We start from the raw sequence: 21,449 nt of genomic DNA on the forward strand, positions 1-21,449 counted from the left end.
AAAAAATCCCTGCAAGTAAGCCCCAGACAAGTGCTCTTTCTACACCTGTAGTTAAACCTACGTCAGCTGCGGGAGTAAGAGCCGATCAAGTTGCCGGTGGTATTGCCAAATGGTTTCAGGATAATTTGACCTGGTTGCTGGGCCTAAGCTTGGCCATCATTGCTTTGGCTATCTATCTTATGTTTTTGCGGCCTGGCCCCTCTGTACCTGACCCTGTTGCAGAAGTACCTCAGGAAAGATTAAATGCCAGCCCTTCAAAAAGCACACCTCCAGCACAAGAGGACGTCGCTGAAAATGATAACACGACGACCGAGAAGCTCCCTTCAGCTCCTTCTGAAGAGGATATGAATGATCTCGATACCGAAGCACCAACCATAGCTGCCGAAGAACACACTGCAGTCATAGCAGTAGGCCTTTTCGGCAACCCGGACAATGTGCAAAAACTCATGCAACGACTTTCCGAAGATGGCTATGCGCCGGTTTCTCGAAAGGAAGGCGGGAACTCTCGGATTGGTGTTAGTGTTCGGTTTACTACAGAAGCAGAACTACAGCAAGTCCTTCAAGAAGTACGCAAAGATTACGCTGAAAATGCCTTTTTGCTATCGCGTGATGGTAAGTCGCTGAGATAGTTCTTTAGTGTAGGCTTTTTATCACTTGGTAATGGTATGTTTTGAGCTTGTTCAGAAAACTTCGGAACAAGCGCTGTGAATTTTAATGCTTCTCTGTACAAAAAAAACAACCTCTCTGAACAAGGTTAATAATACATTTTTCATTCATTAACCATTTTAAAATTTTAGTATGACCAAGATTTTAAGCTTTCTCTTACCTGTTATATTATTTGTAATGGGGATTCAGGTTACACGAGATTATTTTGGAGGCGGCTCGCAAGAAAAAAGGAGCAACCTCGAACAATTAGTAGCTCAAGGCGAAGAAACGATTGGCTTTTTAAAAAACGAGTACACAGAAAAAACAGTAAAAATTGCTAGAATTCCGGTTACGACCTATGAAGTAGGGTATACTTTTCAAGTTGATGGAAAAGAATACAGTGGCCTGAAAACGCTCAATGATCCACCAACGGAGCCAACAATAAGCGTTAAATATTTGCCATCAGACCCTATGGTTAATGCTGCAAGTCCAGAGGCGGAGCTTGCGTCATTAGACGAATACGAAGGGGGGACTTCTACACTCTTAATTGGACTAGGTTTGATTTTAGCTGGACTTGGCTTGGGCTTTTATAGGTTCAAAGCTATGCAGAAAGGAAAATCAGCTTAAGCTGGTATTCGACCTCATTCAGTGTCGTTTTTCATTCCGATAAACATGGTTCTATCCATCTATGACCTCTACTGAGGTCAATTTTAGAGATCTGCTTTGACGTCGTACGGTGATGTTTCTTTAGGTGCGCAATGCAGTGCATAGGGCACACCGCATTCCGATCGAAGATCGGAAGAGAAGACCAAGGATGGGAATGTTATAAAGTAAAGGCGCGATGCATCGCGCCTTTACTTATAGCTATGGACAACCTGTTGCCAACCGAAGGGCGGGCAAGGGCCCAAAATAAATACTATTCTTATCGTCAAACAGTACGTAGGTGATCTGCTATTCCTCCACCAAAATCAAGGCGGCATTTCGCGAAACGGGAATCATCCCTCCGTTATGCTGACCGATGCCTTCGGTATTGACGACACCACCGTCGACAACGATTTTCCAATTGCCACTAGGGACTTCGATGCCCTGGGCTTGGTCTTTGCCATTGTAGGCAACGACGATACGTTTCCATGAATCACCTACGGCAGCTCCATTGAGGGTATAGGCAACAAGGTTCTCGTCATCGGTATCTATAAATTCCAAGTTCTTCTGGATATCCGCAGTGCTGGTCATTCGGAAGGCAGGGTGTGCTTTGCGGATAGCGATGAGTTCACGAAAGTAATCGAAAATCTCGCGGTACTTATGCTTGCGGCTCCAGTCGATCTGGTTGATCGCATCGGGAGAGTTGAAGGAGTTTTCAACGCCGTCTTTGGTTCTTAGAAAATCAACGCCGGCGTGGAGGAAACTTACGCCTTGGCTGGTAAGCACAATTGTGCCGGCGAGCTTATGCATCTGGATTTTCTCTGCCTCGGTGGCTTCTGGCCGCGAGAGGGTGAGCCGATCCCATAGGGTATGATTATCGTGGCAGCTCATGTAGGTCATACATTGATCTGGCTGAGGAGCCCACGCTGCCTCGGAGTAGTTGATGTCGCCATAATCAACCTGGGGGTGTTGGGTAGCGGCTACGATGCCAAATTTCAGACTCTCTTTCAGTGTTTCGTTGCCGCTGATGAAGCCGGTCGCATCGTGAGTGAAGACATGCCCCTTGATGGCATCGCGAACATCATCACTGAAAGCGGCGATGCCTGTAAGTTGTGGTGTGTTGGCTTTTACGGCCAGTTGCTTTTCGTCCAGTGGGCTATCGCCTGCCTTCCAGCCTTCGCCGTAAACGAAGATGGTAGGGTCGATGCTATGTAACTCGGCGGCTACAGTATTCATGGTTTCGATATCATGGATGCCCATCAGATCTACCCGGAAACCATCCATGTGGTATTCCTCTACCCAGTAGCGCATGGATTCTACCATGTATTTGCGGAACATGGCGCGCTCAGAAGCCGTTTCATTGCCACAAGCACTGGCATCAGAGAAGCCGCCTTCTGCATTTTGGCGATAGTAATAACCGGGCACCAGTTGGTTGAAAATTGATTCTTCGCTTTGCCCGGTGTGATTGTAAACCACATCCAGGATAACCCGAATGCCGTTGTCATGGAAAGTTTTCACCATCTGCTTGAATTCACTGATACGACGTGCGCCATCATAAGGGTCAGAAGAATAGCTACCCTCCGGGACGTTGAAGTTGAGTGGGTCGTAGCCCCAATTGTACTGCGCCTCGTTCAGGCGAGTTTCGTCTATAGAGCGGTGATCGAAAACGGGGATGAGGTGAACGTGTGTGACACCCAATTCCTTGAAGTGATCCAACCCTGTGGTCTCTCCATCTGGCGATTTAGTGCCACCTTCGATGAGCCCGAAATATTCGCCGGGATAGCCAGAGCCGGAAGAAGGATGAATAGTCATGTCTCGTACGTGTAGCTCGTAGATGATGATTTCATTGAAATTATTGAGGGCTGGCCGCTGGTCATCGTCCCAGTTTTTAGGATTGGTCAACCGAAAGTCAATGATATGCCCGCGTAGGCCATTTACACCTACTGCTTTTACATAAGGATCGGTTACTTCGGCGTTCCATTGCCCATCGTATTTGGCTTGAAAGGCATAATATTTGCCTAGCAAATTTTCCTCTACCGTGAGCGACCATACGCCTTGTTCTCCAAGCTTGAGTGCGAGGCTGTCCAGCGGTTCTCCATCAATACCTTCGGCGTAGAGTTTGACTTGTAGCGCTTCTGCAGCAGGGGCCCAAACCTTGAAGGTAGTGGCGGATGGACTGTATTGAAGTCCCAAATCCTGGCCTTCGTAAACAGGGTAATCGTTGTAGTTGTCGTAAACGGACACGGCAGTATCATTTTGGCAGGCGGCCAGACTTACAAGGAGTAAGGTTAGTACCATAGATTGGATAAAGATGACAGCTAGTTTCATATAGGCAAAGGTTAATGGTTGTTTGATGCTTTGGTAATTTCATGATGATACCAATATCCAATCATTTCATTGACCGACTTGGTAAGATCAAGTTGTGGCCAGCCTAAGGCTGCTTGTATCATAGGAACCAGTTGGTGGAGCCCATTGATATTGGTTTGTGGCTTAGTGGGCAATAGTTTTTTGAGTTGCCGCTTCAAATTTAAGGGAAGATAACTTGCCAAAGGCTTAAATAGTGGCTTTGTTTTTTGATCTTCTGGAAAAATAAGCTGCTTAGGTCGGAACCAATTGTCTTCCAATACCTCGCGGTACATTTGCATGTCTATGCGTAATCCGTTGGGGATTTGTTGCCAAAAACGAATGAACTCCAAGTCCCACAGCGGAAGATACCAATTGCAATCGAACCATTCGTAAGCCCGAACACCGTTGATAATGAACTTGCTGACGTATTCCCGTAGCACCCAATGCTCAAGTTCACTTACGTAATCATGTTTGTTACTGACCTCAGCCTGGGGAAAGTAAGGTTGCCATAATTGGCGGAGCGTGGGGGAGGGGTAGCGGATAAAACGCTGATAGATGAAATTTTGTAGGGTTTTAAGATTGTCGGGGCTAAATGAGAAGGTCGCTTCGGGCAGGTAACTCCCCGCTTGAAAATCACCACAATAACCGGGGCAGATGATGCTGTCTTCTTTTAGCCAACCCGATGCTTTTAAGAAGCGTAGGGCAAAATAATCTTGTTCTTGAGGAATGCTGCTGAGGTTGCCAGCGAAGTTTGTAAAGTCCTTCCAGTTTTGGTCGCCAAACTGTTGCAAAACCTCTTTGGTGTAAGGTACAAATTGCCAATCTACTCTTAATTGAGTAGCTACCGAACGAGCGATTTCTACTTCCCAAGTTCCTTCCTGTCCGTAAGTAAACGCCTTGAGGGCAGGGTATTGCTTTTGTTGGAGGATGGTCAGCAGAATACGAGAATCATAGCCACCACTGAGTGGAATGACGATCTCTCGGCCTGCCGCAAATGTGATGAGTCGGTCGATCTGATCTTCTAATAATTGGCCGAACCGTTGTTTGAGCACCGAGGGCGAATCCGTAAAAGGAGCTGGTCGCTGGTGCGGGAAATAATTATGAAGGTAGCAGCGATTGTTGTGGATTTCCAGAAGCTCGCCTGCCTGTAGCTGTTGCCAACCCAGGAGCAGCGTCGTATGCCCAGGGATAAACTCCGTTTGGGCGAAAGCCTTGTCTTTGTGGATTTGTAAAAGCGTCCCGTCAGCAGGCAATAAATGATTGGTCAGTTTGACTTCCTTTTCACGTACCGACCAAAATAGCGGAATCGTGCGCGCAATATCTGTGGCGGCGTAAGTATGGTTGTCCTTGGTCCAAATGAGTGCAAAAGAACCGTTCCACTCTTGCAGCAAAGCCGCTAGCGCTTCACAAGAATCTACTTTTAGCAGCAATTGCTCCACCTCTTTAGGCAAAAGCCATTGGCCCTGGTAATGAACATGCCCGGTCCACCAGCCATCAGACAAAGAATGCCAAACCCGTTTTTGTTGCTTGATTTGCACGTTGATCATGGCGGCTAAATTACGAAGAAAGTGGGAGTGGGGTTTCAGAGCCCTACGCCCTTGGATTTCCAATCTGGCTGGTTTAATGCGGGGCGTGAATACTGGTCCCAAAAGTGCCACACTCCTTTTACTGTCAGATTGAACATCCTGCCCTTACGCCCGCGGACAAACCTGAATTGGTGTCAAATTATCCAGCAAGATATTCCCGGGATATCGAAATGGCCCCTCTTTGTGAAAAGCTTCAAAAATGATGTAGCGGATGGGCTGTTCGGCAGTGAACTCAACACGGTGTTGCTTCCAGTAGGTGTGCTCGATGAGGGGAGATTCGTAGAGGAGCTGGTCTTTGCTACAGCGGTCGGTGCTGCCCCAGATGCGTATTTTTAGGGGGCTACTGTAGCCGCTGTAGGTAGCGCCGCGCGCGAGGTCGAGGCCGAATACGTAGCATTCTGCTTTCCCGATGGTACGTGGCAGGCGTTGGGTGATGCTCTCCCAGGTGCCATTGGCGCGGGTGATGAGGCCCACGTAGGTGTCACCATCATTGGCTTCTTGGTAGATGCCCCAAACGCCGGGGAGGATGTCGGGCGTAGTCATCGCTTCGCAGCCCAGCCAGCCGATGGGGACGGTAGCGTCTTGGGGTTCACCTTCAAAAGAAGGGTTTTGCCAGTAGATGGGTGGTGCCGTCGATTCTTGGCAAAAGCCAAGAAATGGGAGTGCGGCAAAAATAAAAGGAAAGACTCGGTAGTGATGATTCATTGGTTATCTTTGTATTGCACATAAAACAAAATCGCGTTTTATTTTCGTGCTGTTCCTTTGTTATGCTAAGCGCTTTTTGTAACGCTTAAAGTTACTAGATTCTCTCTCTTTTTAGTTAATAAATAACGCACTCTCAAAATGAAAACCCTCTTTTTCTCCTGTATATTACTGGTGAGTATGTTATTCTTTTTGCCATCGCTTATTGGCCAACCTCACCAATGTACTAATCAATTTTTCATTTCTCTTTATCAATCAAATAATCCTTCGTTTACGCGCTTTTATGAAGTAGAAGCGACGGAAGATCAGGTCAATTTTAATACCGTCTTTAATGCGAACGCCTGGATCAATGCTATCGGTTTTAACCGCTTGGATCATTACATTTATGGGGTCCGGCGGAATACGGGCGACATTATTAGAATTGCAGCCAATGGACAAGTGACAACGGTGGGTACCGAGCCGGTAGTGGTATCCGAAGGCGGCTGGATTACGGGGGCAGGTGATGTCGCATCAGATGGGCGTTTCGTTGTCAATCAACGTCCTCGGAATTCTTTGTTTATCTATCAAGTTACGCCAAGTTTTAACTTTTTAGAGGAGTTGCCACTGCGCTGGGACCCCTCTACAGGCAATTCTGGCCCGGTAACTATCGCATTAGACGATATCGTTTTTGATCCCTGCAACGCGAATGTAGCTTTTACCTTCCAACGATTTTACGACGTAGTGAGCGCGCCTCCAGAACCCGTTGCTACCAAGAATAATTTGTTAAGGATTGATATGGATGCCGACAGTCCCACTTACGGTAATGTTTTTACCGTAGGAGCAGCCGACCCCAATGTCGTTCAACATATCGGAGCCATGTTCTTCAATAACCAGGGAGAACTCTATGGCTATGGTGCTACCAATGTAAACCCTAGCACCTCTCCTAACCAGAACCGAATGGTACTTATTGATGCCCAAACAGGAGCTGCCACGCTGGTAGGCACTGGCCCTTCAGCGGTAGGGAACGATGGCTGTTCTTGCCCTTATACCCTCAGTATTGTCAAGGAGTTAGAAGGCGTAAATTATGGTTGTGAATCAACAAGCGTAACGTATTCCGTAACGATTATTAACAAAGCGTATGAAAATTTAAGCGGGTTACGCTTGCGAGACCAATTTCCTGCGGGAACCGTTATTGCGCAAATTGTCCCGCCTAATCCGATGGGAGTAGCCGCTACTGCGGGAACAGGCATAGGGGAAGAATTACTGATTTACGATAACTTTAGCATCGCTGACGGAGACACCCTCCGTTTTGAAATTACGGTAAGTACGGATGTGCAAGGAGACTTCTCTAGCCAAGCGATCATAGAAAGCCTCCCCGCGCTATTAGGCGACCAGATTTTATCCGATGATCCAACCACGGTAGCAATCAATGATCCTACCAGGGCAACCCTCAATAACCCGACAAATGGAGAAGTGCTTGTTGAAAACGAAGCCTTTCTTTGTGAAGGAGATAGCCTCTTTTTTGGCGGGGAAACGATCAATACGGCAGGTGAATTTGAATACCTCGTTGAAACGCTTGACCCAGCGTTGTGCGATACGCTTTTTCGTCTCACTGTAAGCATTCGCGAAGAGGTAGAGCTGCTGTTGGAGGCTTTCCTTTGCCCAGGGGAGTCGTATGCCTGGCAAGATACTTTGCTGGGTGCAGGTAGTTATCAGTTTTTATCTCCTTCTGTTACCTCCGGTTGTGATACGGTCACTTATTTGGAACTTTATGCATTGCCACCTGCCATCGGAACGGCAGCAATTACGCTTTGTGGCGAAGAGTCGGTTTTGGTGGATGGGGTGAGCTATCAGCAGCCGGGTGAATATGAGGTGTTATTGCAGGGAGCGAGCAGTGAAGGATGTGACAGTTTGCTGCTGCTGGAGGTATTTCCTCCTCAGAAGTTGTACATTCCCAATGCCTTTAGTCCTTTGAATAGAGATGGGGTGAATGATGAGGTCGTTTTGTTTCCTGGCAAGTCGGGAGCGCGCATTGACCGTTTTGATATTTTTTCTCGTTGGGGAGAACATCTTTATCGACTTGATGATGTTGATTTCAATGGCCCCTTATCTACCTGGGATGGAACGTTCAGAGGTCGGCCCGCACAGACAGGTGTTTATGTGTATTACCTCAATTATACCTGTAGTTCTGGTAAGCAAGTGTTTTTAGAAGGCGATTTACACCTGGTGAATTGATCGGAATTCCAGCAGGGAGGTGTATAATTCTTTCAACTCTTGGTTTAAAGCATCAGGGAGTACCCAGTTTTCCTTGGGCAAGGGAGGTCTTTTGATCAACACGGAGGAAATGGGGTAGTTTTCTAATTTGAATCCGAAAGCGGTAAGCCTTTGGAAGATGCTAGCGGAATGCTCTTTTACATCGTCGGTGGTTCCCAAAAAATAACCTTCTTCCGGAAGAGCTTTTACTAAGGTTAATAGTTGCTCGTTGTAATATTTCCATGCTTTTGCATAGCGGAGTGCTCTGACTTTCCTGTTTTTTATCAGTAAATAGCTTTTGTACCAACGTTTTAACGGATGATCGCGCAAGCTCAAACGGATGCGAGTCCAGTCGCGTTGCATGAGCGAGTTGATTACTTTGTCCGGGTGCCGAACCAATACGATGTACTTGGCCTGTGGTAGTAACTCCTGGTAAAGCTCAATAAACAAGCAGGTTCTTGGTTCTTTCCAGCCCCATTGATGGTGCAGCTGGTGCTTATAGGTCACCATGGCTTTGGCCCGTGCGCGATGATAGGCAGAAAGTTGCAAAGGAGTTTCACCAGCGTAGGTGTAGTCCGTTTTATTATCTTCCAGAATGTCTTTGTGAAGTTGTAAAAAATCTATGTCTTCATAATGCCCAGTGGGGTTGCTCTCGTCGTGGGTCAGTAGCCTGTCGCCAAGATGAAGGCCACAATGATGAAGCCAATTGGCCGTTAAGGAAGTACCCGAACGGTGCATACCCAACAAGACGAGCACAGGGGAAGAATCAATCATGTAGCATAAATATTGTTCAAGACTAAGGAAGGTTATAACTTCGTCGCAAAAGTAAGCTCAAAATTTTGAAAATACCACCAACCGTTGGTCTTGTAATTCCGTATTACCTGGGAGATGATTTTATAGAAGGATGTTTGGCGAGCATTCAAGCTTCTGAATATCCGGTAAAGACGGTTTATCTGGCGGATAATAGCCCTGAACCTTATGCTGGAGTAAACGCGCAAGGAATAGCGCGTCTGCCGCTACCTGCGGGAATTGGTTTTGGTCGTGCGTGCAATGCAGGCTTGGCCAAAGCACTAGCTGACGGGCACGATTATCTGATGATCCTTAACCAGGATGCTGTTTTGGCACCAGATACCATCAGCCATCTGGTGGAAGCTATGGAAGATTGCTTGCTAGCAACAGCAGCGGCACCATTGTCGTATGATCTTTCCCTACAGCATATCAGCGAAAAAACTTATCACCATTACGTAGCGCCAATTACCGGTCTGGCTACCGACTTGGAGCGAGGTGACCTAAAACTGAGTTACCCTGTCGATTATACACAGATCAATGGAGCCTGTGTTATTTTTCGTGCTACAGGAATGGTCGATAAACCGTGGTTTGACCCCGTTTTTAAACAATACGGTGAGGATACGGAGCTTTTTCAGCGCCTTCTTTATGAATACAACACGCCATTGTTAGTAGTGCCTCGGGCGCGAATTGGCCACCAGCACTCCAACTTTTCGGCGAAAGGAGAGCGTGCCGACTGGATAGCTGCGCAAGTACGAACGGGTATGCTGATCTGCTGGTTGAAAGACCCACGCCGGTCGTGGGGCGGATCACTTTTGAAAGCATTCATTGTTGCTTTACACACCCAATGGATAACGGTTCGCGCTGGTAACGGTCATCGTTTGCCAACATTTTGGCGAAGAGATATACAATTATTGGGGCAATTAGCCGAAATTCGCCGCCGCAGGGAAAGCAATTATCTTTATCAGTTCGTTCAGGATATGATAAAAAAAGATACCACTGGTCAATAAGCAGCTATGGGGGTAATTCAAAGACAAGGGTTGAAGGCAGGCATCTGGATGTATGCAGGGGTCTTGTTAGGCTTTTTAAATGGCATTCTGCTTTACCCTCGTATTTTGGGCCCCGAGGTTTATGGTTTTGTTCAGTGGCTTTTTCCAACAGCTGCTGTGCTAGCTACTTTGGCTAGCTTGGGGATGAGGTCGGGGGTTATTCGGTATTTTCCGTTTTATCGGGATAAAGGAAAATTGCATTCCGGATTTTTGGGCTTTAGCCTCTTGGTAGCTCATATCGGCCTACTACTCATGTTGCTGATTTTGTGGGGAGGGAAAGACTATTTTATTGAATGGTTTCGCTCGGATAATAATGAGAAATACCTCCTGAGTAGTTACTGGTTGTTGCCTTTGTTATTAACCCTTTCTGTTTCCTTCGATATCCTGGTTGCTTACCTTACGGCGCTTTTACGACCCAGTATTACCTTGTTCTTCAAGGATTTAGTAGCCAGAGTGATTACCACAGCACTGATCGTTTGGTTTTATTTTGGAGGCTTGACGGTGGATCAGTTTCTACTTTTGATCGTATTGAAACAAGGGATTCTTGTCCTTGGAGCCTATGTTTATCTAAAGCGAATGGGGGAGTGGCACCTCAAAATTGATTGGCCGGCCTATCCCACCGAGCGTCTGCGAGAAATGGGGAGTTATAATTTATTTAATGTGCTCAGCGGGGTTGGTAATCAGTTGATTAACCGCATTGACAGCATTATGATTCCGGCTATTCTGAGTTTTGAAGCCAATGGCGTCTACAGCATATTTTACTTTATTACGACCATCATTATCATGCCTTACGAGGCCGTCCGGCAAATTGTGACGCCACTAATTGCGCAAGCCTGGAAAGACAATGACGAAGTTCAAATTCAGGATATTTATAAACGCTCAACAAGAGGGGCTTTTGCCATCGCACTCTTGATTTTTATTGGCATAGTTGCTAATTTAGACAATGCTGTTTTACTCATCGGGCCCGAATTTGCGGATGGCACTACTGTAGCGATTTGGTTGGGTATTGGCCAGTTGATCCATTGTGTGAATGGGTACAACGTGACGATTCTCAATTTGAGCGATCGCTTTCGCTGGGACTTGGTTGTAAAAGTATTTGCGGTGGTATTGAATGCTTTGGCCAATTACTTACTGATTACGAAGATGGGGATCACTGGCGCGGCTATTGCTACAGCGAGTACGATTATGTTGACCAACGTAATTTACCAAAGCTTGATTTGGCGCTATTACAAGATGCACCCTTTTAGTTGGGAGATATTGGGAATACTGCTGCTGGGAATTGTTGTTTTTGGGGCGCAAGCCCAGCTGGCAAGTATCTCTTATCACTTTTTGGTAGACTTGGTGGTCCGATCATTGTTGATCGTCGTTTTCTTCGGTTTGGGTATTTTAGGCTTTAAGCTGGTGCCGGAGGCGCGTGACATGCTCGATAAACTTCCGTGGAGAAAATAGAAACCTCACATTAATTTATTGAGAAAGCGGAATGTAGACCGTCAGTTTGGTGCCTGTGATTTTGCCATTGGCATCACGGGGCTCTTCCACTTTTAATTCAAATTGGTTATTGTTTAGAATCGACAACCTACGCTGTGTGATGGTCATGCCTAACGATTTGTGCTGGTATTTACTGGCAAATTTAGCTTTTTCGGCTTTTGTTACGCTAATACCCGGGCCGTTGTCTTCAATGATTACACGCAAGGTGTTGTCTATTAATTCGTAAGATAAAATGATCTTCCCATCGCCACTTTTTGTTCTCATGCCATGGAGGACGGCATTTTCTGCAAAGGGCTGAATAAGCATGGGCGGCACGCGCACCCAGTCGGCCTCAATGGTAGGGGGAACGTTAATTTCGTAAGTAAAACTGTGGTTAAACCGCAGTTGTTCCAGCGCCAGGTAGTTGTGCAAAAGCTTGAGTTCTTCTTTTAATAAAACCGTCTCTTCTTCTGCAAATTCCAGCGCAGAACGGATAAGTTGGGAAAAACTCGTCACCATTCTAATGGCTTTATCTTGTTCTCCTTGGTCACCAATAATCATTCCCTGAATGGTACTCATGCAGTTGAAAATAAAATGAGGGTTCATCTGGGCGCGGTAGGCTTGTTGTTTAAGTTGGGTGACTTGCTCTTGTAAATTGGTGCGTTCCTGCGCTTGAGCAAGGGTTTGTAATCGGCGAGTGAAAAACGAATAAGCAATCCCTAATGCTCCCAAGGTACAGATGAGGAAAAACCAGATGGTTTGCCAGAAGGGCGGAGAGATATTGATGACTATTGGTGCCGCCGCAATCCAGTTACCAACTTTGCCTTTAGCTTCTATATCCAGTTGATAGTTGCCGGGATTGAGATTGAGCAAGTCCATGGAGTTATTAACAGTTGTGAACCATTCATTTTGAGGATTTAAGCGGAAGCGATATTGTATATTTCCGTCTTGTGAATAATCCAAAAGATGGTAATCCAACTGAATATTATTTTCCTGCCAGTCGAGTTGTTGCAATTGGGTAGGAGGGTACGCTTTCCCATTAACGAATATTTTATCAATGTAAAGAGGGGAGGGGGCTATTACAGTGGGAGGTTGCTGGCTGATTCGTGTAATGTTATTTTGAGAAATCAAATAAATGTAATCCCCCAGAATAGCGAGATCATTAATATGCTCATTAGGCAGCCCGTCTTTACGGGTGAAGATGTAGTTAGCCGTAATCCCTTCCTCTAAGGGGATGCGATTGAGCCCCTTGTTACCTGTTGCCCACAAAATACCGTCTGCTATGTGTAGATGACTGATAGTGTTAGAGCTAAGCCCATCGGCAACCGACCAGATGATGAGCGAGTCTGCTCGTTGAAGGTAGATGCCACTTCCTCGGGTAGCTACTGCGATCCCTCCGCCGGGCAGCAGTTGAATATCTTCGATTCTTTCCCTGTAAATGGGATGGCCCTCCTGGGCAATGGGAGGGGTATTATCTCCCGCCAGTTTAAATAATCCGTCTAAGCCTCCTAGCCATACGTTGCCTTGCAAATCTTCTGCAAGAGCAGTCATTTTGTTACTACCTGGCAGAGGGAAGTTTTCTTCAATATTGATTTTTTGGTTTTGGTAGGAAAACTTAAAGAGCCCACGCATCGCATGTATCCCCCAAAATTGATTGCTTTGCTGAGAGGGTTCTATTTTTTTTAAACCAATACCCCGCATCATTCGATTGACCTCATAATAGCGTTGGTATTCCGTCCAAACACCATTGTCCCAGTATTTAAGTGGAGAAGTACTAAAGATAGGTAGGGAATCAAAGGCCACCAGATCGTTTAGACTATTCACGTTTTCAATGAAAGAATGTTCCTGCAAACTCAAATCCTCTTTCACTGTATAGACTTTTCCGGAAGATTGAGCCACGATGATGCCTTCGTTTTTGCTGATCACTATTTCACTAAGAATACCACCTTCTTGATTGGCGTCAACGGTATTGGTAAAGTTTTCGGGGACGGGGGCATAAAATATACCATCCTCGAGGGTAGCGACCCACAGCCCGCCCCAGCGATCTTTGAGCACGTGGGTGATTGTGTATCCTTCCAGTAGAACAGCACTGGGCTGATGTGCCAGAAGCCGATCTACGGAAGCGTAATGTTTGAGACCAGCCAGCAGGTTGTAACCAACCATAATGCTGCCGTCGCTATCATTGAAAACGCAATTGATGAAATCGGGCGATCGACCCGTCAAAAATTCAGGTGCTCCTTGCACAGGTATATGGAAAAGGGAGTCGAAATTTTGGATAAGTGGTCCAGCTGTGAGCGCTTGGACATTGGTGCGACTACCGGCTCCTTGTTGTGGGCGATCAGAGTGGTCTACGGGGAAATGGTAAGATAGAGGAGTTGGGTTTAGTCCATGATAAACCAGAAAAAAGAGTAGATTGTTATCCCAATATTTTTGAGTGAAATAAGTTTTTCCTTCTTCGGAATCATTCAATTCTCTAGAGAGATAATATGGGGTGTTACTAGCCTCTGCGTAGTAAATGGAATGGTAGCCCTGTTCTTCGATTGTGGTGTTAAAGAAAACACTCAGTTTTCCTTTTTTATCAATTCTGCCAATATTATATCCCTTCATAACCACTAGCATTTCTCCTTGCTCATCGATTTCGAAGTTTTCAATCAGGTAATATTTACTTCTGATCTGCTGAAGGACGTCGTTATGAGCATAAGGCACGATGGTATCACCCTGAACAATGTAAAAATTACCTGAAAAAGTGCTGAGCCAAATCCAGCCCCGGTGATCTTCTTTCATCACCAATACGGTTTTGTCTAGTAGTCCTTCTTCCGTGCCGTAATTTTTAAATTCATAGCCATCAAAACGGCTCACACCATTGTCTGTGGATATCCAGATGTATCCTTCTCGATCCTGAATAATTTCGTAGCATTCGGAACTAGGCAAGCCATCTGCGGAGGTGTAATGAAAAAAAGAAGGCTGTGGATTTTGTCCAGCTGCGATGAAGCTCCACCCGATGCTCAAAAGGGATAATAGCAAGCGCGGGAAGATGTTAACGTGTAGTGATGTCATAGCCGTTGGATTAACTAAAGACTGGAATATTGATCGTAACGGTGGTACCGACAATATTACCGTGCTCATCCTTAGGTTCTTCGATAAGGAAGTTGTAGTCTTCATTATTGAGAATCTCCAATCTCCGCTGGGTAATTGTCATGCCTAGTGACTTGTGCTGATATTTGCTTTGGGTTTTATGTTTTTGAGCCTTGGTTGCACTGATTCCTGGCCCATTGTCTATAATTTTCACTTGTAAGCTTTCCTCCGCTAATTCATACTGGATGACGATTTTACCATCACCAGTTTTTTTCTCCATTCCGTGCAAGACGGCATTCTCTACGAAAGGCTGTACGAGCATTGGCGGAAGCCTAATCCAGTCAGGATCTAAATCAGGGTCAATCTCAATAGCATAGGAAAAGTTGTGATTAAAGCGAATTTGTTCGAGTGACAAATAGTTTTCCAAAAGGGTTATTTCTTCTTCTAAACTCAGGGTTTCTGCTTCCGAAAACTCTAAAGACATTCGAATCAATCGAGAAAAGTTGGCAAGCATTTTTACAGCCTGATCCTGGTCGTGATTATCGCCAATAATCATTCCCTGGATGGTACTCATGCAGTTGAAAATGAAGTGCGGATTCATCTGCGCACGGTAGGCACGTTGTTTGAGTTCTGTGACTTGCTCTTTAAGTTTTAGTCGTTCCTGTTCTCTGGCTAATAAGTTGAGTCTGCGCTTGAATAACCAGTAAATAAACACCAAGCCCAATGCTAGTCCTAAGATGATAAACCAGCTTCGTTGCCAAAAAGGAGGTGTGACTACAATCGATAAGGAGGTTGATGGACTCCATTGCTGATCATTTTGTAACGCCTGAATTTCCAAGGTATACGCATTAGGAGCAAGATCAATTAAGGTAAGGCGGGGTTCATTAGTTTCCACCCATGGAGCATTTGCTAATAATCGATACCGGAATCGGTTGGGGCGATAAGCAGCAAAGTTAAGCGCAGAGAAGTTGATATTGATCGTACTTGCGTAAGGTACTTGCTTGTGGGAGGCAACAGGAACATTTTCTTCATTGACAATGATAGTTTGAATGACCACCTCTAAATGATGATACCTGTTTTCCAACGAAAGTGGGAAAATATTGATTTGTTGAGGATCTAAAGTCCAGAGTTGATCTTTTTGAAAAGCAATGTCAATGATATCCAGAGAGGAAAGACCATTCTTGGGAGACAGGAAGTAAGTTTGCCGTAAAGTATCCTGGTAAGTGATTTTAAAGATGCCGGTTCGATTAAGCACCCAAATATTCCCTTCGGGGTCCGTGTGTATTTTATTAACGGGATGTTTTGCCATCTCCTCATTGAAGGAAGGATTAATCAATTGCCCATTTTTATAATGCAATAAACCTTTTCGTTTAGTGCCAATCAGTAAGGATTCATCGGGCAGTAATTCCAAGGCATTGATTTGCTCATTATGCAAAAGACTGTCGTTGAATAGTAAGAGCGTATTTGCTCGTTGTGAAAACTGATAAAGACCTGCTCTTGAGCCGACCCAAAGATGATCTAAATCACGTCCGGCAGCACAGTTGATATTTTTTATATCAAATGGAAAGAGGACTTGCTGGAGTGTATTTTCCTCGTCTTCCTCTCCCAATGTAAGTTGATACAGATAAACATGGGAATAACCTGTAATATCAGCTGTAGGAGGTAGGTCATCGATCAGTCCGTGTATCGCTACAGTGGTGGAGGTGATCGTGTCGTTGATATGATGGTAAATGGTATGCCAGGCGTCTTGTTTGAAGATTTTTATTGGAGCACTGGTTAGTAATGTCTGTGAATTTTGATCGTATTCTACCATTAATAAATCAAAAGCATTAGCTAAAGGAGGGAGCTCTTTTTGTAGTTTTTCTTGATGAATTTTAAACCACCTCCCTTCTTTAGTTCCGATATACAAATCTTCCTGATGAGGGTAGGTAGAGGTGATACCTTTGTATTGGTCGGGGGCAATGTTAAGATCAAAAATTTTGTGGTGAATGGAGGGGATATAGAATATTCCCTTTTGGGTAGTGGCTACCCATATACCTCCGGATTGGTCTTCAAAAAGGTGGCTAATGGTGTAGTTTTCGAACAAGCTGAATGCAAGATGGTCTACTTGGAAATCTTCTTTACTGTTGTATACCCTCAATCCTCTTCCTTCGTAAAAACCAATATAAACCATTCCTGTTTTAGACTCCAGGATGCAATTGATTGTTCCGTGGTGAAACGGCTGACTCCTTTGGACATTGAAGTGTTGGTCCAGGAATATGTTATTGGTTTTGTAATTGAAAAAGTATTGGCCTCCGAGTTTGAAAAAATAAGAGGTTTTACCCCCTGCACCTGTGAAATTGCTACTGTTTAAAGTAATTTCTGTTTGGTAGTTTTTCGCGATGGTACTTTTAAAACTCAAAAAATGGAAATTTGAAAAAGGTATTTTATCGTTTCTGGTACTGTTTTGGAGGAAACCTTCATCTATTTCGTAAAGGCCAAATTGGAGCGAGGATTTCAAAGGAAGGGTCCAATCAGAAACTTCGCCTTGTGGCGTAATTTTAATTATTGATTTATACATAAGGGAGGCGTGTAAATTACCTTCCTTGTCTACAATGAAATTGTGTACTAAATTATAATCAGTCCTGGATTCTTGAAAAATGTGATTGTGTTCATAGGCAGCAATAGTGTCTCCTCTGTGAATATAGAAATTACCCGAAAGGGTATTCATCCAAATCCAACCGCGATGGTCTTCGTGCATGAAGAGTACGGTTTTATCCAAAAGACCTTCTTTCGTGCCATAGTTTTTGAATTCGTCGCCATTGAATCTACTGACGCCGTTGTCGGTAGATATCCAGATGTACCCCTTTTTATCTTGTAGTATTTCGTAGCATTCGGAGCTGGGCAGGCCGTCTTCGGTGGTGTAGTTAAAAGAAAAAGGCTGAACTGATTGCGCAGCTACCAACCCGGAATAGAGGATCAGGTTGGTGAACCAAAGGAGGCGTTTTAAGCCTGATATGGGAAGAGAGCTGTGCATTGTTTGTCGTAAGTAATGCTCAAGTGGTTTTTGCGCAATAACACGGTGAAAATAAGCAATCTTTTTTGGAACACTGAGCAGTGAATGCTTTACCTAAAGCAGTGGTTTGCAGAATTCGAGATGATGGGCTCTGAATTCAAGATGGTAAGTTCCGAATATTAGATAAAGAGAATGTATATTTTTTTTCAACTTACATTTGAGAAGTAAGCAGGAGGATTATTTGATGTTTTGACGAATGCTTACAAAACGCGCTTTCTCAAAAGATTTAAGCTCTCTCTTGAAATTAGGTTCCGATTAAGTAACAGCTGAAACGTTGCTACTTAATCGGTTTTTAAAAGCACCTAGAATTTTTTTATTCTTTTAATAAAATCCTCCCTTCTGGCACGTGCTAAAGGGATCGGCGTTTTGTCGCGCATGATGATTGTACCACCGTCCTGAAATAAATAACTGGAAACCCACCTTAAATTAATAACATGCGACTGATGGCAACGAAAAAAGCTGCTCTCAGGTAGCATTTTTGCAAATTCGCCAATGTTTTTGGCGACCGTTATCACCGGCTGGCTCTCACTGTGAAAAGCAGTAGTGCCCCGGTCGGAACTAAGTCTCATCAGCCCAGACAATGGAATGAAATGGTAACCTTGGTCATTGTTGACTACAATTGTTTCGGGTTCATTTTTATCCCAATCATTACGCATGGCCTGCAAGCGCCCAGAGAGTTGATGGTTGTTTCTCTCCTTAATAGATTTCTGTACCACATAGATAAGACGATCTGGGTCGATGGGCTTTAGTAGATAGTCCAACGCGCTGTATTCGAAGGCCTGAAGGGCGTATTGGTCATAGGCAGTGACAAACACCAGCTGGAAGCTTGGCTGCTTGATCATCTCCAGTAGGTCGAAGCCGGTATGTTGGCCAATACGAATATCAAGGAAGACGATTTCTGGCTCCAGTTGCTGGATCAGCTTGCCTGCGTCAATGATATTGCCCGCTTCGCCAACAATTTCGACTTCCGGACAATACATCTTCAATATGCGGGAAAGGGTAATACGGGCTGTCGTTTCATCGTCGACCAGGAGAGCCCTCAAACTGTTTTTCATACTAGTTTATGTCTTGGGATTAACCGAAGCGCAGAGAGAAAATCATTCTACGGTAGGCAGCAGCAAGTTGCGGCTAGCCAAGCGAAGCAAGATAGGAGAATTTGAGATAAATTACTAAACTTTAACCTTCGCTGCAGGTTAAAGACATCAAATCAAAATGTCTTTGATATTATTCACCTTCTACAGAAATCCTAGCTTTTTTTGTAACCTCCTATTCCTATCAACTTTGATAAGCCCACTACTGTAGCCATCTAATTTAAAACCAACAATCCCTTCCAACTCTTGAAAGAAATCATCGAATTCGAATACAACAGGTTCTTCATCGTCTAATACGAAGGAAGCTTTGATCGAAGCATTCAATATCTTAAATCGTTGGGCCATATTCCGATATTTGATTTTTTACTTCTTCATGTCGCCGAACTGAATTGTCCTGTTGGCCCTCGTCGTTGAACGGACTTCGATGGCTACTTTTAGAACGAGGTCCAAACCGCTAACCACCCAACCATCTAACAAACTCCTATCCCGGCAAAAACTCCACCAACTCACAATAGCCAAAGAATTTTCCATTCCGGTCGAAGACCTCGCGGCGGATGACGCCGACTGTGGGTGCAAACCAGTCGCGGAGTCGGAAGCGTTTGCGTACCAGCTGGGTTACCCATAGCTCGTAGGCCATGGCTACGCAAGGGAAGCCACCGGCTGGGGTACTCAGGTCTTCTTGGTCGAGAATGTGCACGGGGCCGATAGCGAGGTCGATTTCCAGAACTTTGGCTCCCTGACTGTAGCCCGTGATGTGGGAATAAGCCTGAGGAATGCTGTCGCCGGAGCTGATGCCTTTGGGGAGGAGCCAGCCGTTTTCTTCAGTGCGCAGCTCAAATCCTGCCAGCGAGCTCAGCATATCGGGGGTGAGTTTGGCTAGCAGGTCTTGGGCCAGCCCATTTTCGGTACACCTGATTTCATACTGCCCACGGTAGACGGTATCCTGAAAAGCATTGAGTATCACGACCTCCAACTGATTGTGGTCAGCCGTTTTTTGTGGTAAAACTCGGTGGAAGGTGCGGAAACTCGGCTTTTCATTAGCACCATACCATTGATAAGTCCATTGCCGGTCCACGGGGAATTCGGCAAGGCTACTACAGTCATTTTGGGCCAACCCGGAGAGGGAAACGCCAATGATTAAAAGGACGGTGGTGAGTAGTTTTCTCAAGGACAACAAATTTCACCCCAAAAATAGGTCTTTTTTTGTGATCAAGGCTTTCAATTGTAAAATAGAAACTCTACATTTGTGCCCGCTGCTAAACGGAGGAACTAATTCCCCGAATTACTTGTCTTAAAAAAGCAGCATCGGAACGGTCCCGTAGTACAACGGATAGTATATAGGTTTCCGGAGCCTAAGATGGTGGTTCGATTCCACCCGGGATCACAAAAGCGTAAGTCAGTATAGTGCTGGTTTGCGCTTTTTTGTTTTTAAACGCCTCACATCGAGCTACTAGACTATATCCCCATCTTCTAAATTTACAATAGACAAATCTAGTCTCTTTACGATTAGCCAAATGGCTAGCACTATTTCTTGAAGAACTACAGGTATTGTAAGGAGAATATATGTCGTTGAAACAACTTCCGTTAGCTGGAATAAGATTAAGAAACTGGCTGACATGATAAGTACATTGCCCAATATTCCCCAGGCAGACAGCCACTTAGGGATATAATTTCCTTGGTAGAAAATAGTGTATAAAATTAGGTTCCCCAGCCCTGTCGCTAGCATTACGCCTAGATGGTTAGTTAGATCTCGAAACAGCTTTAATAGGTTGCCTAAGTATTCAAAATACGCCAAGTCTGAAGGTGCTGAGTTTAGGTATAACTGACTTAAATAGATAAATAGTGGGAGCAAGATCACCCCTATTAGCTGAAAAACGCCTGCCATTAACCGAAATCCTACAAAACCAAGGGCAAGGGTTTCTTTATAATCCTTAAGGATTTGGTAAAGTACCAGTGAAAATCCGATATAGATTGGGACCAATAGAAACTGGAATAAAGCTCCGGTTAGTACTTGATTCCTGTTTGGGTAAACCTCTGTTAGATAGTCTGTTCCTTCAACAGAAGGAACAATACTTAGAATCCCTGAAATCATCCCAAGAATTATTAGTGTACCGGCAATTATTGCTGCCCTTTTATTGAGACTGTTCATTAATGTGTGTCTGATGAATAATTGCCGAAATGTATCTACTTGATAACCAGTAATAAAAAATCTCTGCGGGCTCTGCGGCTCTGCGCGAAACACACAATTTTGAACATTCTCCTTTTATTTGAGTTCATTGTTTTTACCTTGGCTTGATAATTTAGCAGTGTTGACGGAAGAATACCTCCCTCAAAGGTTCGACAAGATCGTGTGAATGATCTATAAATTATTGACCTAATACTCGGGATTCTACTAGCGCTTAGAAGTTGTCAGATGTAATTCATGGATTAATCGACGAATCGGAGTTGTTTCTTGCTTTGGAAGGGGCCGTTTTTGGTGAGATTAACAAAAGAATAAAGAAGCCAGCGTCCATCTCTGGACGTTTTACGGTATGTGGTAAGCACCGAGAATAAAAGTAGTTTGGTATACAAGGCCGCGATAAATTAAAAAGAATCAATTTAAAATTGTTATTGATTTTTTTCTAAATTGTGTAGTCTCAATTTCTCGTCCCCTAAAATAATTGTGACCGTTTGAAACACAGGTATACCGGATAAGGTATAACTGGAAGAGCTCTAGAGGTGGAGTAGGAGAGAGGTGTATATAACTAACATTCTTATATATTTTGTTTTTTTT

The 21,449-nt window shown here is 44.6% G+C and carries 15 protein-coding genes and 1 tRNA gene; 6 read left to right on the forward strand and 10 right to left on the reverse strand.

What is annotated here, in order from left to right; translation table 11 throughout:
- Together ACRBG0_RS00005 and ACRBG0_RS00010 are read left to right on the forward strand one after the other, a co-directional pair.
- Positions 1 to 629, forward strand: a 629-nt coding sequence (locus tag ACRBG0_RS00005; RefSeq protein ID WP_431484883.1) for an SPOR domain-containing protein, incomplete at its 5' end; no start/stop codon positions are given.
- A 169-nt stretch (positions 630 to 798) separates the two neighbouring features.
- Positions 799 to 1,272, forward strand: a complete 474-nt coding sequence (locus ACRBG0_RS00010; protein ID WP_431484884.1) for a hypothetical protein — start codon at positions 799 to 801, stop codon at positions 1,270 to 1,272.
- A 324-nt stretch (positions 1,273 to 1,596) separates the two neighbouring features.
- Here the strand turns inward: ACRBG0_RS00010 and pulA are convergent, their stop codons facing one another.
- The 3 genes from pulA to ACRBG0_RS00025 all read right to left on the reverse strand — a co-directional run bounded on the left by pulA (position 1,597) and on the right by ACRBG0_RS00025 (position 5,924).
- On the reverse strand, positions 1,597 to 3,615 hold the full coding sequence (pulA, locus tag ACRBG0_RS00015; RefSeq protein WP_431484885.1) for a type I pullulanase: 2,019 nt from the start codon (positions 3,613 to 3,615) through the stop codon (positions 1,597 to 1,599).
- 11 nt (positions 3,616 to 3,626) lie between these two features.
- The gene (locus tag ACRBG0_RS00020; RefSeq protein WP_431484886.1) at positions 3,627 to 5,180 is read right to left on the reverse strand and encodes an asparagine synthase-related protein; all 1,554 of its coding nucleotides are present in this window, start codon (positions 5,178 to 5,180) and stop codon (positions 3,627 to 3,629) included.
- A 144-nt stretch (positions 5,181 to 5,324) separates the two neighbouring features.
- Positions 5,325 to 5,924: a hypothetical protein gene (locus ACRBG0_RS00025; RefSeq protein WP_431484887.1), complete on the reverse strand. Its 600-nt coding sequence runs from the start codon at positions 5,922 to 5,924 to the stop codon at positions 5,325 to 5,327.
- Between the two features lie 138 nt (positions 5,925 to 6,062).
- Between ACRBG0_RS00025 and ACRBG0_RS00030 the strand changes: the two genes are divergently transcribed.
- Positions 6,063 to 8,135 carry a DUF6923 family protein gene (locus ACRBG0_RS00030; RefSeq protein ID WP_431484888.1) on the forward strand — a complete coding sequence of 691 codons (2,073 nt, stop codon included), beginning with the start codon at positions 6,063 to 6,065 and terminating at the stop codon, positions 8,133 to 8,135.
- On the opposite strand, the gene ACRBG0_RS00035 is transcribed toward ACRBG0_RS00030, so the two are convergent.
- Positions 8,118 to 8,927, reverse strand: coding sequence for a sulfotransferase (locus tag ACRBG0_RS00035; protein ID WP_431484889.1), 810 nt, complete (start codon positions 8,925 to 8,927; stop codon positions 8,118 to 8,120). The two genes, ACRBG0_RS00030 and ACRBG0_RS00035, sit on opposite strands and share 18 nt — an antisense overlap.
- Before the next feature lie 65 nt (positions 8,928 to 8,992).
- Here ACRBG0_RS00035 and ACRBG0_RS00040 point away from each other — a divergent pair, with 65 nt between their 5' ends.
- Together ACRBG0_RS00040 and ACRBG0_RS00045 are read left to right on the forward strand one after the other, a co-directional pair.
- Entirely contained in the window at positions 8,993 to 9,949 is a 957-nt protein-coding gene (locus tag ACRBG0_RS00040; protein ID WP_431484890.1) for a glycosyltransferase family 2 protein, read from the forward strand.
- Positions 9,950 to 9,955: 6 nt separating this feature from the next.
- The gene (locus tag ACRBG0_RS00045) at positions 9,956 to 11,437 is read left to right on the forward strand and encodes an oligosaccharide flippase family protein (RefSeq protein ID WP_431484891.1); all 1,482 of its coding nucleotides are present in this window, start codon (positions 9,956 to 9,958) and stop codon (positions 11,435 to 11,437) included.
- A 15-nt stretch (positions 11,438 to 11,452) separates the two neighbouring features.
- Here the strand turns inward: ACRBG0_RS00045 and ACRBG0_RS00050 are convergent, their stop codons facing one another.
- The 5 genes from ACRBG0_RS00050 to ACRBG0_RS00070 form a co-directional block, all read right to left on the reverse strand.
- Positions 11,453 to 14,512, reverse strand: coding sequence for a histidine kinase (locus ACRBG0_RS00050; RefSeq protein ID WP_431484892.1), 3,060 nt, complete (start codon positions 14,510 to 14,512; stop codon positions 11,453 to 11,455).
- A 10-nt stretch (positions 14,513 to 14,522) separates the two neighbouring features.
- Positions 14,523 to 17,546 (reverse strand): histidine kinase, encoded by a 3,024-nt coding sequence (locus ACRBG0_RS00055; RefSeq protein ID WP_431484893.1) that lies wholly within the window; start codon positions 17,544 to 17,546, stop codon positions 14,523 to 14,525.
- Positions 17,547 to 17,887: 341 nt separating this feature from the next.
- The gene (locus ACRBG0_RS00060) at positions 17,888 to 18,640 is read right to left on the reverse strand and encodes a LytR/AlgR family response regulator transcription factor (protein ID WP_431484894.1); all 753 of its coding nucleotides are present in this window, start codon (positions 18,638 to 18,640) and stop codon (positions 17,888 to 17,890) included.
- A 180-nt stretch (positions 18,641 to 18,820) separates the two neighbouring features.
- Positions 18,821 to 19,021 carry a hypothetical protein gene (locus ACRBG0_RS00065; protein WP_431484895.1) on the reverse strand — a complete coding sequence of 67 codons (201 nt, stop codon included), beginning with the start codon at positions 19,019 to 19,021 and terminating at the stop codon, positions 18,821 to 18,823.
- A gap of 136 nt (positions 19,022 to 19,157) precedes the next feature.
- Positions 19,158 to 19,844 (reverse strand): TapB family protein, encoded by a 687-nt coding sequence (locus ACRBG0_RS00070; RefSeq protein WP_431484896.1) that lies wholly within the window; start codon positions 19,842 to 19,844, stop codon positions 19,158 to 19,160.
- Positions 19,845 to 19,988: 144 nt separating this feature from the next.
- On the opposite strand from ACRBG0_RS00070, the gene ACRBG0_RS00075 reads away from it, so the two are divergent.
- Positions 19,989 to 20,060 (forward strand) — tRNA-Arg (locus ACRBG0_RS00075).
- A gap of 66 nt (positions 20,061 to 20,126) precedes the next feature.
- Here ACRBG0_RS00075 and ACRBG0_RS00080 read toward each other — a convergent pair.
- Positions 20,127 to 20,825, reverse strand: a complete 699-nt coding sequence (locus ACRBG0_RS00080; RefSeq protein WP_431484897.1) for a DUF4386 domain-containing protein — start codon at positions 20,823 to 20,825, stop codon at positions 20,127 to 20,129.
- Positions 20,826 to 21,449 lie beyond the last annotated feature (624 nt).

The sequence above is a fragment of the Lewinella sp. genome, from assembly GCF_050633125.1.
Taxonomy (GTDB): domain Bacteria; phylum Bacteroidota; class Bacteroidia; order Chitinophagales; family Saprospiraceae; genus Lewinella.

Bases quoted from the DNA above. Each gene is read 5' to 3' on its own strand.
- ACRBG0_RS00010 (WP_431484884.1), top strand. From the start codon at position 799: ATGACCAAGATTTTAAGCTTTCTCTTACCTGTTATATTATTTGTAATG.
- pulA (WP_431484885.1), bottom strand. From the start codon at position 3,615: ATGAAACTAGCTGTCATCTTTATCCAATCTATGGTACTAACCTTACTC.
- ACRBG0_RS00020 (WP_431484886.1), bottom strand. From the start codon at position 5,180: ATGATCAACGTGCAAATCAAGCAACAAAAACGGGTTTGGCATTCTTTG.
- ACRBG0_RS00025 (WP_431484887.1), bottom strand. From the start codon at position 5,924: ATGAATCATCACTACCGAGTCTTTCCTTTTATTTTTGCCGCACTCCCA.
- ACRBG0_RS00030 (WP_431484888.1), top strand. From the start codon at position 6,063: ATGAAAACCCTCTTTTTCTCCTGTATATTACTGGTGAGTATGTTATTC.
- ACRBG0_RS00035 (WP_431484889.1), bottom strand. From the start codon at position 8,927: ATGATTGATTCTTCCCCTGTGCTCGTCTTGTTGGGTATGCACCGTTCG.
- ACRBG0_RS00045 (WP_431484891.1), top strand. From the start codon at position 9,956: ATGGGGGTAATTCAAAGACAAGGGTTGAAGGCAGGCATCTGGATGTAT.
- ACRBG0_RS00050 (WP_431484892.1), bottom strand. From the start codon at position 14,512: ATGACATCACTACACGTTAACATCTTCCCGCGCTTGCTATTATCCCTT.
- ACRBG0_RS00055 (WP_431484893.1), bottom strand. From the start codon at position 17,546: ATGCACAGCTCTCTTCCCATATCAGGCTTAAAACGCCTCCTTTGGTTC.
- ACRBG0_RS00060 (WP_431484894.1), bottom strand. From the start codon at position 18,640: ATGAAAAACAGTTTGAGGGCTCTCCTGGTCGACGATGAAACGACAGCC.
- ACRBG0_RS00065 (WP_431484895.1), bottom strand. From the start codon at position 19,021: ATGGCCCAACGATTTAAGATATTGAATGCTTCGATCAAAGCTTCCTTC.
- ACRBG0_RS00080 (WP_431484897.1), bottom strand. From the start codon at position 20,825: ATGAACAGTCTCAATAAAAGGGCAGCAATAATTGCCGGTACACTAATA.